14 protein-coding genes are annotated in these 13,719 nt (G+C 63.9%); 10 read left to right on the top strand and 4 right to left on the bottom strand.

The genetic code is table 11. From position 1 onward, the window contains the following. Position 1: 1 nt before the first annotated feature. The 3 genes from SS05631_RS14140 to secA form a co-directional block, all read right to left on the bottom strand. The gene (locus SS05631_RS14140) at positions 2 to 1,276 is read right to left on the bottom strand and encodes a GNAT family N-acetyltransferase (RefSeq protein ID WP_037426551.1); all 1,275 of its coding nucleotides are present in this window, start codon (positions 1,274 to 1,276) and stop codon (positions 2 to 4) included. Then, the gene (locus tag SS05631_RS14135) at positions 1,273 to 2,667 is read right to left on the bottom strand and encodes a lipopolysaccharide biosynthesis protein (RefSeq protein ID WP_172900180.1); all 1,395 of its coding nucleotides are present in this window, start codon (positions 2,665 to 2,667) and stop codon (positions 1,273 to 1,275) included. Before SS05631_RS14135 ends, SS05631_RS14140 begins: the two co-directional genes overlap by 4 nt. Positions 2,668 to 2,826: 159 nt before the next feature. Continuing rightward, positions 2,827 to 5,532: a preprotein translocase subunit SecA gene (secA, locus tag SS05631_RS14130; protein WP_037426554.1), complete on the bottom strand. Its 2,706-nt coding sequence runs from the start codon at positions 5,530 to 5,532 to the stop codon at positions 2,827 to 2,829. A gap of 248 nt (positions 5,533 to 5,780) precedes the next feature. Here secA and SS05631_RS14125 point away from each other — a divergent pair, with 248 nt between their 5' ends. The 6 genes from SS05631_RS14125 to SS05631_RS14100 all read left to right on the top strand — a co-directional run bounded on the left by SS05631_RS14125 (position 5,781) and on the right by SS05631_RS14100 (position 10,255). After that, on the top strand, positions 5,781 to 6,635 hold the full coding sequence (locus tag SS05631_RS14125) for a peptidylprolyl isomerase (RefSeq protein WP_037426556.1): 855 nt from the start codon (positions 5,781 to 5,783) through the stop codon (positions 6,633 to 6,635). 257 nt (positions 6,636 to 6,892) lie between these two features. Beyond that, positions 6,893 to 8,134, top strand: coding sequence for a bifunctional glutamate N-acetyltransferase/amino-acid acetyltransferase ArgJ (gene argJ / locus SS05631_RS14120; RefSeq protein ID WP_037426570.1), 1,242 nt, complete (start codon positions 6,893 to 6,895; stop codon positions 8,132 to 8,134). Positions 8,135 to 8,163: 29 nt separating this feature from the next. Then, a complete protein-coding gene (locus SS05631_RS14115; protein ID WP_037426558.1) occupies positions 8,164 to 8,973 on the top strand; it encodes a GNAT family N-acetyltransferase in 810 nt (269 codons plus the stop codon). Between the two features lie 3 nt (positions 8,974 to 8,976). Next, positions 8,977 to 9,390: an 8-oxo-dGTP diphosphatase MutT gene (gene mutT, locus SS05631_RS14110; RefSeq protein WP_037426561.1), complete on the top strand. Its 414-nt coding sequence runs from the start codon at positions 8,977 to 8,979 to the stop codon at positions 9,388 to 9,390. A gap of 267 nt (positions 9,391 to 9,657) precedes the next feature. After that, positions 9,658 to 9,978 (top strand): hypothetical protein, encoded by a 321-nt coding sequence (locus SS05631_RS14105; RefSeq protein ID WP_037388500.1) that lies wholly within the window; start codon positions 9,658 to 9,660, stop codon positions 9,976 to 9,978. A gap of 103 nt (positions 9,979 to 10,081) precedes the next feature. Beyond that, entirely contained in the window at positions 10,082 to 10,255 is a 174-nt protein-coding gene (locus SS05631_RS14100) for a Flp family type IVb pilin (protein WP_037426562.1), read from the top strand. Positions 10,256 to 10,299: 44 nt separating this feature from the next. On the opposite strand, the gene SS05631_RS14095 is transcribed toward SS05631_RS14100, so the two are convergent. Beyond that, positions 10,300 to 11,199, bottom strand: a complete 900-nt coding sequence (locus SS05631_RS14095) for a class I SAM-dependent methyltransferase (RefSeq protein ID WP_037426563.1) — start codon at positions 11,197 to 11,199, stop codon at positions 10,300 to 10,302. Between the two features lie 58 nt (positions 11,200 to 11,257). Here SS05631_RS14095 and SS05631_RS14090 point away from each other — a divergent pair, with 58 nt between their 5' ends. From SS05631_RS14090 to SS05631_RS14075, 4 genes are all read left to right on the top strand, one after another. Next, positions 11,258 to 12,034, top strand: coding sequence for a ComF family protein (locus SS05631_RS14090; RefSeq protein WP_244412409.1), 777 nt, complete (start codon positions 11,258 to 11,260; stop codon positions 12,032 to 12,034). A 47-nt stretch (positions 12,035 to 12,081) separates the two neighbouring features. After that, positions 12,082 to 12,339 carry a glutaredoxin 3 gene (grxC, locus tag SS05631_RS14085; protein WP_037426574.1) on the top strand — a complete coding sequence of 86 codons (258 nt, stop codon included), beginning with the start codon at positions 12,082 to 12,084 and terminating at the stop codon, positions 12,337 to 12,339. Positions 12,340 to 12,429: 90 nt separating this feature from the next. Continuing rightward, on the top strand, positions 12,430 to 13,287 hold the full coding sequence (locus SS05631_RS14080; RefSeq protein WP_037426565.1) for a carbon-nitrogen hydrolase family protein: 858 nt from the start codon (positions 12,430 to 12,432) through the stop codon (positions 13,285 to 13,287). Beyond that, positions 13,284 to 13,712 (top strand): DUF1178 family protein, encoded by a 429-nt coding sequence (locus SS05631_RS14075; RefSeq protein ID WP_037426566.1) that lies wholly within the window; start codon positions 13,284 to 13,286, stop codon positions 13,710 to 13,712. The genes SS05631_RS14080 and SS05631_RS14075 overlap by 4 nt, the downstream gene beginning before the upstream one ends. Positions 13,713 to 13,719: the final 7 nt, after the last annotated feature.

Below are 13,719 nucleotides of genomic sequence, written 5' to 3'. Positions count from 1 at the left end.
ATCAGCGCCCGGCCAGCGCGCGGATCTTCTCGCGCAGTAGCCGCGCCATGTTGCGGGTGTTGCGGTAGAGGTGAAGCTGAGCCGCCACCTGGCGCACGTCGCGGTCGCGGTTCTGCTGCAGGCCGATCACCAGCGTCCCCATCTCCTCGCGCTCCTGCCAGAAGCGGGCGATCATCGGATGGTCGGGCACGGCGCAGGAATCGGAGCGGGCGATATTGGCGTCGTCGAGGTGCCATTCGGTGAGTTCGGCCAAGAGCAGCTTGCCCGGCGAATATTTCGCGTAGTCCTCGTTATAGGCGGTCTTCCAGGTATAGGCCTCGCCGGCCATCATGAGCACGACCATCGCGGCGATCGCCTTGCCGTCGAGATCGAGCGTGTGGATGCGGACGCTGTCGGCTTCGGCGAGATTGGTGATTGCTTCCCGGGCGAAGGCGGCGCGGAAGCGGTCCATGATCATGGCGCTGCGTTCGCGGCCTTTCCAGCCGGAGGCCTCGAGCGCCAGGAACTCCTCCAGCCGCCAGCGGATCTCCTCCGGTTGACGCGCGACGCTGTAGGCGAGGTTGCCGTGTTTTTCGAGATTGTTCCACTGGCGTCGCAGTTCCTTGAAATGCGCCCGGCTGATCGCCTGGCGCAGATAGCTTGGACCGTCGAGCAGGCTTTCGAGCATCGGCCGTTCGAATGTATCGGTCACCGTCAGCGGCAGGTTCTCGCCGATCGCCACGGCCCGGGCGAGCTGCGCGAATTTGCCCTTGAGGCGCACGTCCGGCAGCACCAGCACCTGCGGCATGCCGGAGGAGGGCGAGGCGAGCGCCGTATAAAGGTTGCTGATCGTCTCGACGGCGTCTTCCGCGTCAAGCAGCGGCACGCCCAAGGGGCCGAAGGGATTGGACCAGCCGCGAATGATCGGCGCGCCGATCGAGAAGCCCGGCTTTTCGATCGAGAAAGGCATCAGGAAGCGCAGGCGGCTGCTGCGCTCGTTGCTGTCGCGGATGACGGCGAGGCGAATCACCCGATCCTCCAGCCGTGGCATGGCGGGCGCCAGGAAGCGGCCAGTGAAGAAGACGTTCGGCTCGATCGCCCGGTTGGATAGGAAGTCGAGCTCCCGCTGCAGTTCGTAGCCGGAGCGGGCCTGGTAGATGGCCAGATGCCGGCCGGACCTGCCCACCATCAAGGTCCGTTCGGCCTGCGTCGGATCGGCGGCCGGTTGCGCCAGGCCGCCAAGCAGGCGGTTCGCGCTTCCGTTCGCTTCCCCGGGGAACTGGATGTTGCCGTTCATGGCTTGATTGCCTCGTTTTCGTCATGACCGCTCCTTGCGCCGGCAAGTGCCAGGAGCGTGAAACCAAAGGTGTGCCTCACCGCCACATGCAGGATCGCCGCCTCCACGAACATCGCGCCCGCGGTCGCTGAGGCCGCTCCGGTCAAGCCGAAGAGCGGAATGAGCGTGACGTTGAGCGCGACATTGGCACCGAGCGCGGCCACATAGAGGATGACGCAGAGCTTTTGCCGTCCGGCCATCGTCAACAGGGTCTCGGCGGGGCCGACAAAGGCCTTGGCGAGGATACCGGTGAGCAGTATCGCCATCAGCGGAGCACCGGCGGGGAAGGCCGGGCCGAACAGCGACAGCAGCAGCGGACCCGCCAGCACGACGGTGCAGCCGATAGCGAGTGACGGCCAGAACGACCAGCGGGCGCTTTCGATGGCGATCTCCGCCAATTGATGCCGGTCGCGCGCTGCCATGGCCGCCGAAAAGCGCGGGCCGGCGGCCGCCCTGACCGCGAACATGACGAAATGGACGAGCGCCATGGTCTTCGCGGCGGCAAAGTAGATCGCCACGTCGTCCGGCTTCACATAGAGGCCGACGATCACGACGTCGGAATTGGTCAAGAGGAAGCCGAAACCGTCGACGAGGAATATCGGGATCGAGACGCGCAGCCAGCGGCTGAGTTCGATTTTCATCGGGCCGGGAAGGTAGTGCCGGTCGAGCCGCCAGACCATTATTGCGAACTGCCCGAGCGTCGTCAAATAGGTCGCGGCAAGCGCTGCGGCCATCGCCGTCGTTGCAGAGGAAGGCAGGCCCGCGACCGTTTCCAGGACCATGAAGGCGAGGATCAGCAAAGGCCGCACGAGGAAGGTCGGGCTCATTGCCGCAACCGGCCAGCTATGGGCGCGCGCCGTGCCGTCCATCACGTCGCCGAGCGCAATCATCGGCAGGGTAATGAGGCCGAGATAGAGGGGCACGAAGTAGTAGCTCTCGATTGCCGTGCCGAAGAGCCACAGACCCGCTGCGCCGATCGCGGCAAGGGCGGTTGCGGAAAGGAGGGCGAAGATGCGCGCCGTCGTCGTCAGGCCGCGGATTTCCGCAAGCTCCGAAGTGGTGCTGTATCCCGGCAGGAACCGGATAACCGCGGTGGGGAGCCCGAGGCAGGAGAGATTGCCGAACAGGACCGTCATCACCCAGACGAAGATGAAGATGCCGTATTCGAACTCGCCCATCAGGCGCGCGAGAAAGATCTGCGAGGCGAAGGCGATTGCCGCGCTTAGGATGCGGATCGCAAAGGAGATCAGCGCCATGCGCTGGGCGCGACTGCGGGTATCGGAGCCGGTGAGCACGGGCAGGAGCCGCTGCACGGAATCGGACAGGCGGTGCCTCAGCGCCGACGGCAGCATTCGTCCGGCCGTTTGACATACCGCCATCAACACGAAGACACCCTGAGATTACGCAATACAGGGCATCACTTCTGCCAGAACAGCGTTAACAAACGGTTCAGCAGGCCGCTCTGCGGCGCGGTCTCGGACGCGAAAATGCCGCCCGGAGGCGGCATCTCGTCAGGCTTCGTAGCTTCCGTGGCAATGCTTGTATTTCTTCCCCGAACCGCAGGGGCAGGGCTCGTTGCGCCCGACATTGCCCCAAGTGGAGGGGTCTGCGGCGTTGCGCTTTGCCGGGGAGGCGGCGCCAAGCGCCGCCTGCGCGAAGTCGTCCTCGCCGGTAATCGGGTCGAAATGATGGGCTTCCATAGGTGGCAGCGGCTGCGGCTCCTGGGGCGCCTCGCGCACCAGTTCGACGCGCATCAGCTGCGCCGATACCGCCTGGCGGAGATTGACGAGCAAGGCCTGAAAGAGCTCGAAGGCTTCGGACTTGTATTCCTGCAGCGGGTCGCGCTGGGCGTAGCCGCGGAAGCCGATGACCGAGCGGAGATGGTCGAGGTTGACGATGTGCTCGCGCCAGAGGTGATCGAGCGTCTGCAGCACGACCGAGCGCTCGACATATTGCATGATCTCCGGCCCGAAGCGCTCGGCGCGCTCGGCGGCGGCCTTGTCGGCGGCGGCGGTGATGCGCTCCAGAATGTCGTCCTCGGCGATCCCTTCCTCGGCGACCCATTCGGTGATCGGGAGGTCGAGGTTGAGGTATTGCTGGACGTCGGCCTTAAGTCCTTCCGCATCCCACTGCTCGGCATAGGCTCGCTCGGGAATGCGCTTGGCGACGATATCCCCGATCACTTCGTTGCGCATGTCGGTGACCGTCTCGGTGACGCTTTCCGCGTCCATGAGTTCGAGACGCTGCTCGAAGATGACCTTGCGCTGGTCGTTGAGCACGTCGTCATATTTCAAGAGGTTCTTGCGGATGTCGAAGTTGCGGGCCTCGACCTTCTTCTGGGCGCGTTCGAGCGCCTTGTTGATCCACGGATGGACAATCGCCTCGCCCTCCTTGAGGCCCAGTTTCTGCAGCATGCCGTCCATGCGGTCGGAGCCGAAGATGCGCATCAAATCGTCCTGCAGCGACAGGAAGAACTTCGAGCGGCCCGGGTCGCCCTGGCGGCCGGAGCGGCCGCGCAACTGGTTGTCGATGCGGCGGCTTTCGTGGCGTTCGGTGGCAAGGACATAAAGGCCGCCGGCGGCGAGCGCCTTGTCCTTGAGCTTCTGCACCTCCTCGCGGATCGCCTTTTCGCGCGCATCGCGCTCGGGGCCGGGCTCGACCTCGGCCAGTTCCTGCTGGATGCGCATGTCCGGGTTGCCGCCGAGCTGGATGTCGGTGCCGCGGCCGGCCATGTTGGTGGCGATGGTGACGGCGCCCGGCACGCCGGCCTGGGCGACGATATAGGCTTCCTGCTCGTGGTAACGGGCGTTCAGCACCTGGAATTTCGAGAAGCCGCTCTTCTTCAGCATATCGGCGAGCAGCTCGGACTTCTCGATCGAGGTGGTGCCGACGAGCATCGGCTGGCCGCGCTCGTGGGCCGCCTTGATCTCGTCGATGATCGCCTTGTACTTCTCGCCCGCGGTGCGATAGACCTCGTCGTCCTCGTCGAGGCGCTTGATCGGCAGATTGGTCGGCACTTCGACCACTTCCAGGCCGTAGATGTTGCCGAATTCCTCGGCTTCCGTCGCCGCGGTGCCGGTCATGCCGGCAAGCTTTTCGTACATGCGGAAGTAATTCTGGAAGGTGACCGAGGCGAGCGTCTGGTTCTCGGGCTGGATCTGCACCTTTTCTTTGGCTTCCAGCGCCTGATGCTGACCTTCGGAGTAGCGACGCCCCGGCATCATGCGGCCGGTGAACTCGTCGATGATGACGATCTCGCCGTTGCGCACGATATAGTCTTTGTCACGCGTGAACAGCTTGTGCGCCTTCAGCGCGTTGTTGACGTGGTGGACGATCGCCACGTTCTCGATGTCGTAGAGCGACTCGCCCTTCAGGAGCCCGGCTTGGCGCAAGAGGTTTTCGAGCTTCTCGGTGCCCTCCTCCGAGAAATTGGCCGAGCGCTGCTTTTCGTCGATCTCGTAGTCTTCCGGCGACAGCAGCGGAATGAAGTCATTGATCGTATTGTAGAGATCCGAGCGGTCGTCGAGCGGGCCGGAGATGATCAGTGGCGTGCGCGCCTCGTCGACCAGGATCGAGTCCACCTCGTCGACGATCGCGAAGAAGTGACCGCGCTGCACCATCTGGGCGCGCTCGTATTTCATGTTGTCGCGCAGATAGTCGAAGCCGAGCTCGTTGTTGGTCGCGTAGGTGACGTCGCAGGCATAGGCGTCGCGGCGCTGCTCGTCGGTGAGGCCGTGGACGATGACGCCCGTCGTCAGGCCGAGGAAGCCGTAGATCCGCCCCATCATGCTGGCGTCGCGCTGGGCGAGATAGTCGTTGACGGTGACGACATGCACGCCCTTGCCGGCGAGCGCGTTAAGGTAGACGGGCAGCGTCGCCACCAGCGTTTTGCCTTCGCCGGTCTTCATTTCGGAGATGGAGCGCTCGTGCAGGATCATGCCGCCGATGAGCTGGACGTCGAAGGGACGCAGGCCGAGAACGCGGCGGGCGGCCTCGCGCACCACGGCAAAGGCCGGCACAAGGAGGTCGTCGAGGGTCTTGCCTTCGCCGAGTTGGCTCCGAAACTCCACCGTCTTTGCAGCGAGCGCTTCGTCGCTCAGCGTTTTCATGTCGGCTTCGAGAGCGTTGATCGCGTCCACCCGACCCTGGTAGCCGCGGACGCGGCGATCGTTGGCGGAACCAAACAACTTGCGGGCAAGGCCGCCGAGACTGACCATCCGAATGGTCCTTTCCTTATTTATCGCCCTGGGGGTTTCAGGTCCGGCTCGAAAAACCGTCTAATGCCGTGAAACGCCCGGAAACTGTTCTGGACGCGAGGTTGCGTGACAGATAAGAGGGGGGTCGGATTATGTCAACGCACTTGCGCGGCCGGACGGCTACAGAACCGCCACATTCTGGTGTTGTGCAGCCCCCTCGAAGGGCCGGAGGCAATCGCGCTGGCGGCCAATGGTGAAAGGTAAGAAACATGTCTAGATACAAGACCCTGGCGGCCGCGGCGCTGGTCGCGATGATGGCCGCAGGCGTCGCCCGCGCCGAAGGGACCGATCCGGTCGTCGCGAAGGTCGGCGGGCAGGAAATCCGTCAGTCGGAGCTTGATCTCGCGATCACCAGCCTCGATCCGCAGCTCCAGCGGATGCCCGACGAACAGAAGCGCGCCGCAGCCCTTTCCGCCGTCATCGACGTCAAGCTGCTCGTCAAGGATGCCGAGAAGGAAGGCCTGCAGAACGACGCGACCTTCAAGCAGCGTGTTGCCTTCCTAACCGAGCGCGAACTTCACAACGCCTTCTTCAAGAAGCACGTCGTCGATGCGGTGACGAAGGAAGAGGTCAAGGCACGCTACGACAAGGAAATCGCCGCCATCCCGGCGCAGGAAGAAGTCAAGGCCCGCCACATCCTCGTCAAGACCGAGGACGAGGCCAAGGCGATCATCAAGGAACTGGACGCCGGCAAGAGCTTCGTCGAACTCGCCAAGGCCAAGTCCACCGATCCGAACAAGGACGATGGCGGCGACCTCGGCTACTTCACCAAGGGCCGGATGGTGCCGGAATTTGAGACGGCTGCTTTCGCGCTCGAGAAGGGCAGCTATACAAAGATGCCGGTCAAGACCCAGTTCGGCTTCCACGTGATCCTGGTCGAGGACAAGCGTCCGCAGGCGCCGCCGACGCTCGAGCAGGTCGAGCCGCAGGTTCGTCAGCTCGTCATGCGCGACAAGTACCTTGCGCTGCTGGGCACTGCCAAAAAGGCGACCGGCGTCGAGATTTCCGATCCGGCGCTGAAGAAGGCCTATGAAGACGCCGGCAAGGCGCGCCAAGGCCAGTAGCTTTTTCGGGGCCGCCAACCTCAAGGACGGTCCCGTGCCAGAGCGGAGAAGAGGCGTTCGTCGCGCCAGCCGCTCGTCAAGACAAGGATCGGGATGCCCGGCGGCTGAATGTCGCTCGGGCATTTCTCGCACCATTTGGAGCGGGATGAGGAAAAGTGTGCGCGGCGTTCCGCGCGCATCCCGCTCTGAAACAATGGAAAAGATCACCATGGTTGCCCGTAACCATGGTGATCAAAGGCATTCAAACAGGGTTCGCCATGTCCGGTACCGTTTCTCCGCTCGCTCCGAAAACCTTTGCTGAAATGCCGCCCCTTCGCGGCGTGCGCATGGCGACCGCCGCCGCGGGGATCAAGTACAAGAACCGCACTGACGTGTTGATTATGGTCTTCGATCAGCCGGCGGCGGTGGCCGGTGTCTTCACGCGTTCGAAGTGCCCGTCCGCCCCCGTCGACTTCTGCCGTAGAAATCTCCCGGGCGGTCACGCACGTGCCGTGGTCGTCAATTCGGGCAATGCCAACGCCTTCACCGGCAAGAAGGGCAAAGAGGCGACCGAACTCACCGCGCAGTCCGCCGCCCGGGCGGTCGGCTGCAATGAGGGCGAGATTTTCCTGGCCTCGACGGGCGTGATCGGCGAGCCGCTCGACGCCACCAAGTTTGCCGGCGTGCTCGACGGGCTCGCGGCATCGGCCAAGGAGGACTTCTGGTTCGAGGCCGCCAAGGCGATCATGACCACGGACACCTATCCCAAGGTCGCGACCCGTAGCGCCGAGATCGGCGGCGTCACGGTCACCATCAACGGCATCGCCAAGGGTGCCGGCATGATCGCGCCGGACATGGCGACCATGCTTTCCTTCGTGGTGACCGATGCCGACATCGCACCCGCCGCACTGCAGGCGCTGCTTTCGGCCAGCGTCGGCCCCAGCTTCAATTCCGTGACGGTCGACAGCGATACGTCCACTTCCGACACCTTGATGCTGTTTGCCACCGGCGCTGCGGCCAAGGACGGGCAGGCGAGGGTGGAGGATGCGGGCGATGCGCGGCTCCAGTCCTTCGGGAGGGCGCTCAACGACCTGCTGCGTGACCTGGCACTGCAGGTCGTGCGCGACGGCGAAGGCGCGCGCAAGATGGTGGAAGTGACCGTCGAGGGCGCTGAGAACGACGCTGCCGCCAAGCGCATCGCGCTTTCGATCGCCAACTCGCCGCTTGTCAAGACGGCGGTTGCCGGGGAGGACGCCAATTGGGGCCGGGTGGTCATGGCGGTCGGCAAGTCCGGCGAGATGGCCGAGCGCGACAGGCTGGCGATCTGGTTCGGCGACGTCCGCGTCGCCGTCGAGGGCGAGCGCGATCCGGCCTATTCGGAAGCGGCAGCGACCGCCGTGATGAAGGGCGAGGACATTCCGATCCGCGTCGACATCGGCCTCGGTCCGGGTCGCGCAACGGTCTATACCTGCGACCTCACCAAGGAATATGTCGAGATCAACGGCGATTACAGAAGCTGATGCGGTCGCTCGCTTGATCGGGACGGGATATGACATCGAACGACAGACGGCCGCCGGTCGAGAGCGGGGTGGTTGGAGCAAGCATGGTTGATCTTCCCAGTGTGCGGCGCCTCGAAGCGGTGGGCTTTCGCGCCTGGCCCGCCGCGACGGTCGTTTATGACGGCAGCTGGCTTATACGACTGACCGCCGGGCATCCCTCCAAGCGCCTGAATTCGATCAATCCGCTCGATCCGTCCGATTATCGCGACATTGCCATCCGGCTCGAGAAGGCGGCGCGGCGCTTTGCCGAACATGGCCGGCCGCTTACGGTCCGGCAGACCCCGCTCACACCGCCGCAACTCATCGCCTACATGGACGGCGAAGCCTGGACATCCTTCAGCCGCAGCCTCGTCATGGAGCTCGATCTCGCGCAGGGTGAGCTCGGCGAGGGCATGGACCACCTGCCGATCAAGGATCTCGGCCGTTTTGTCGACGCGAGGCTCCAGATCGGCAAGGGCGATCCGGCGACCAAGCCGGTGCTGGCCGAGATCATCAACGCCATCAAACCCGAATGCGGCCTTTTTCTCTTCGAGGATCGCGACTTCGGCCCCACGGCCGTGTCGCTCGTCGTTCACGACAACGACCTGGCCGGCATCATGCAGTTCTCGGTGGCGGAGTCCGTCAGGCGCCGGGGCGTCGGCAGGGCGCTTCTCGACGCGTCACTGCGCTGGGCACGCCTGCGCGGCGCCAGAAAGGCCTGGCTGCAGGTGGAAGCCGCCAACACGGCAGCAATCGCGCTCTACCGGAAAGCCGGTTTCTCCGAGGTTTATGATTACCTTTATCGCACGCCGAGGATCTGACGCATGGAAGTAGCGGCAAAGAAGATCGTGCTCGTTGCAGCCTGTGCGCTAGTCGACTCGGACGGGCGCATTCTCCTGGCGCAACGGCCCGAAGGAAAGCCGCTTGCCGGCCTCTGGGAGTTCCCCGGCGGCAAGGTCGAGGCCGGCGAAACGCCGGAGGAGACGCTGATCCGCGAACTCGAAGAGGAACTCGGAATTCGCACCAAGGTCGCCTGCCTTGCACCTCTCACCTTCGCGAGCCACAGCTACGACGACTTTCACCTGCTGATGCCGCTCTACATCTGCCGGCGCTACGAGGGTTTTGCCGAGGGGCGGGAGGGCCAGCTGATCAAATGGGTGCGCCCGAAGGCCTTGCGTGATTACCCGATGCCGCCGGCGGACGAGCCGCTGATCCCGTTCCTGATGGATCTCCTTTAGGCGCAGGGCGGAAGGCGGCATTCCGGGTGCTGCCGCGTCTCATTAATAAATTTGTCTGTGATGGGAGGAAAACCGAGCGTCAACGCCGGTCAACTCCCCTAAATTCCAAGATTTATTAATCAAAAGTTTATCACCCTCCTTCACAATCGAGCCTATCAGTTTCGGCGCGCCCCGATCATTGGCCGCGCCGGTTTCGGGCAGCTGTGGTGAGGTCGAAGCTTGGGAAGGGTGCTTCGCCCCGCTCTCTGAGGTGTTTGTGAGGCTGGAATGGTGGACGAGGATTTCTGGAGGACAGTTCAGGACAAGGATCTGGTGGCGAGCCAGTCCCGCCGGACGGGCGTGCTCAATCTGTCGCTGCTGTTCGGCACGGCAGTGATCGCGCTGACGCTGATCCTGACGCCAATGCTTTCATCGAAGGGCGACAAGCGGATGCTCGCAAACACGCCGATCGACTACGACAATATCTCCACCGGCTCGATTCCCTCCGGCGGCACGGCGAAGCGCTACACCGTGCGCCGCAGCGTGCTTCAGGAAATGCCGGGCGCCGTCTGCATCATCGATGCAAACGGCAGCAGGAGCGGGTGCTGATTCGAGCGAATACGCGCAAGCCCCGCGTCTTTCGCTGCCATTGACCATAGGACGGTTGGGAGCTCCTCGAGGACCTCGCCGCCGTCATGGGGCCGGAGGACGCATGGACAAGCTGAGATCTCTCCTTCGCAGCCGAGACGGTGCGACCGTCGTGGAGTATGGTCTCATCGCGGCCCTGATTTCCGTCGCCCTTCTCCTCGGCTTTCAGAACTTTTCCAACGAATTGCTGAATGTGCTGAACTTGATCGCCGATGCGATGGAAGACTCCTGGACATAGTCCCAGTCCGGGCGATACCGGCATGAGTTGGGCAAAATGCCCTGTCAGGACTGCTTGCCCGAACCCTTCAGTGCGTGTTCGCTCACCCCGAGCGCATCCGACAGCCTCTGCTTGGCCGAGCCGGGCTTCAGCGGTTTCTGCTGGCTCTCATGCGGCGCCCAGCCCGAGACATAGATGATCGAGAAGGTCGCGCGAACCCGGCCGTCCGGATCGGAGAAGTGTTCCGCATAGATCTCGGCCGCTCTCAGGAAGAAGCGGCGCGGCACCGGCCGGCGGCTTCTGGCCTTAAGCGGGTTGGTCATGCCCATTGCCCGCAAATCCTTGAGAAGCCCGAAGAGCGAATCGTAGCGAACCGTGTAGGTTTCCGCGTCGGCGACCGGCAGGGCAAAACCCGCGCGCTGCAGAAGCCCGCCCATGTCGCGCACGTCGGCGAAGGGCACGACCCTTGGGCTCGCTCCGCCGGTCAGTTCCGCTTCCGCCGAAAGCAGGCATTCGCGAAGCTCCTGCAACGTGCCGCTGCCGGGAATCGCGGCAAGGAAGAGCCCGTCCGGCTTGAGGGCGCGGCGCGCCTGGATGAAGACGCCGGGCGTATCGTTGGTCAGATGCAGCGACAGCGGCGACACCAGCAGATTGACAGTTTGCGCTTCCGCCGGGATGCGCTCGAGGGGGGCAATGGTAACCGGAGCATGGGGCGAGCCGAAGCCTTCGTCGGTTTCCACTCGCTCGATAGTGCCGACCTTTCCCGTTTCGGCGAGGCGGGCGGCGGCGGCGCCGGTGTAGCCGTGCAATTCCATGGCTCTGTCGAAATACCGGTCTACGACACTGACGCGATCTGCCAGTTCCTGCGCCACGATATCAAGAAGGAAGGTCGCTTTCGGGTCCGCCCGACGCAGCGCTTTGCGGCGGTGCGCCTCGACGAGGCTCTGGTCAAAGACGATTTCCACGATACTCTCTCCGAAATCACGGATGCAAAGAAACCCTGAAGGGGACAAAGTCAACCTTATGGAACGGGACGGTTGGAGAAATCGGGCGAAGCGCTGGAGAGCGCTGTTTCAAACGTTCGGCGGGGCGGCGGTCAATCTGGTCTTCCCGCCCGTCTGCTGCGGTTGCGGTCGGCTGACCGGCGATGCGCATGCCGTCTGCCCCTCCTGCTGGGCGGAGCTGCGCCTGATCGAGCGACCCTATTGCGAAATCCTCGGCTCGCCCTTCGCCTTCGATCCCGGCCCGGGGGCCGTTTCGCCGCAGGCGATTGCCAATCCGCCGCCCTTCCATCGGTTGCGTTCCGTGTCTCTCCTCGAGGGAATTGCCCGCGATCTGGTGCATGGGCTGAAGTATCGCGACCGCACCGATCTCGCGCGGATGATGGCTGAATGGATGGTCCGGGCCAGCGACGGCGCCGTCGCGGCGGCCGATATGATCGTGCCGGTGCCGCTCCACGCATTTCGGCTCTGGCGGCGAAAGTTCAACCAGTCGGCGGAACTGGCGCGCTGTGTCTCCGAACGGGCCGGCAAGCCCTATCGTCCCGAAGTGCTTCGCCGTGTCAGGCGCACGCGCCGGCAGGTCGGGCTCGGGGCGCGGGCACGCGAGGAGAATGTCCGCGGCGCCTTTGCCGTACCCGAGAGCGCCAAATCCTCGCTCGTGGGGAAACGCATCGTCCTCGTTGACGACGTCTACACGACCGGCGCAACGGTTTCCGCCGCGACCCGCGCGCTGAGACGCGCCGGAGCCGCGGAGGTCACGGTTTTGACCTTTGCAATGGCGTTGCCCGAGCCTATATGACGAAAAAACGGCCGGCGCTGGTGCCGGCGAAGGAGCAGTTCGAAACCATGGCTTCGGTCGTTATTTATACGCGTCAGTTCTGTGGCTATTGCACACGAGCGAAGAAACTTCTGGAGAGCAAGGGCGTCGATTTCGTCGAGCACGACGCGACCTATGACCCGGCGCTTCGCCAGACGATGATCGAAAAGTCCAATGGCGGGAGGACCTTTCCGCAGATCTTCATCAACGACGTCCCGGTCGGCGGCTGCGATGATCTGCATGCACTCGATCGGGCCGGCAAGCTCGACGAGATGCTCGCCGCTTGAGTTAAGGCGAAGCGCACAGTATCGCACGAAAGCTCAAAGGAATGGTCCGGGTCGGGTAGACCCCACGCTCTGGCTTGGGAGAAAAGGGCAATGAGTTTCAAGGCTGCAGCCGTCCAGATGTGCTCTGGCGTCGATCCGGCGAGGAACGTCGAAACGATGGTCAGGCTGGTGCGCCAAGCCGCATCGCAGGGCGCCAGCTATATTCAGACGCCTGAAATGACCGGGGCCATCCAGCGCGACCGGGCGGGGCTGCGTTCGGTAGTTAAAGACGAAGCCGACGATCTCGTCTTTGAGGAGGCGGCGCGTCTTGCCGGCGAACTCGGGGTCTATCTCCATGTCGGCTCCACGCCGATCGCGCTTCCGGACGGCAAGGTCGCGAATCGCGGCTTCCTGTTCGGGCCGGATGGCAAGAAGATCTGCGACTACGACAAGATCCACATGTTCGATGTCGACCTCGACAATGGCGAAAGCTGGCGCGAGAGCGCCGTCTATCGGCCGGGCGCCACGGCGCGCATGGTCGATCTACCCTTCGGCAAGCTGGGTTTTGCGATCTGCTACGACGTCCGCTTTCCGGAGCTCTTCCGCCAGCAGGCGGTGGCCGGCGCGGAGATCATGTCGGTGCCGGCGGCGTTCACCCGTCAGACCGGCGAGGCGCATTGGGAAATTCTGCTGAGGGCTCGCGCCATCGAGAACGGGCTTTTCGTCATTGCCGCTGCCCAGGCCGGGCAGCACGAGGACGGACGGGAGACCTTCGGACATTCGATGATCGTAGATCCCTGGGGCAGGGTGCTTGCCCAGGCCGGCCCGGCCGGTGAGGCGGTCCTTATCGCGGAAATCGACGTGGCGGCGGTCAGCGGCGCGCGAGCGCGCATACCCAATCTCAGGAACGCCCGCGATTTCGTGCTCGATCAAGTGGTCCCGGCTGGGAAAGGAGGCGTTGCAGCTTGATCCGCTACAATTTGTCCTGCGACAATGGCCATGGATTCGAAGGCTGGTTCTCGTCGAGCGGCGACTTCGACCGGCAGGCCAAAGCTCATCTCGTCACCTGCCCCACCTGTGGTTCCGGCTCGGTCAGCAAGCAGTTGATGGCGCCAACCGTCTCCACCGCCCGCAAGAGGGAAGCCCGGCAGGCCCTCGTCATGGACCAGGCGCAGAAGGAGACGATCGCCAAGCTTCGTGAAATGGTCAAGACGATCCGCGCCAACGCCGAAGATGTCGGCGAGCGCTTTCCCGAGGAGGCCCGCAAGATCCACTATGGCGAGGCCGACCAGCGCGGCTTGATCGGCAAGGCGACCGCGGAAGAGGCGACAGCGCTGCTCGAGGAAGGCATTGAGATCGCGCCGCTGCCAGTGCTTCCGGACGACACGAACTGAGCGGCCC

Source organism: Sinorhizobium sp. CCBAU 05631 (assembly GCF_002288505.1).
Taxonomy (GTDB): domain Bacteria; phylum Pseudomonadota; class Alphaproteobacteria; order Rhizobiales; family Rhizobiaceae; genus Sinorhizobium; species Sinorhizobium fredii_C.
Note: the sequence above shows the minus strand (reverse complement) of the source record. Positions and strands in the feature narration are given on the sequence as shown.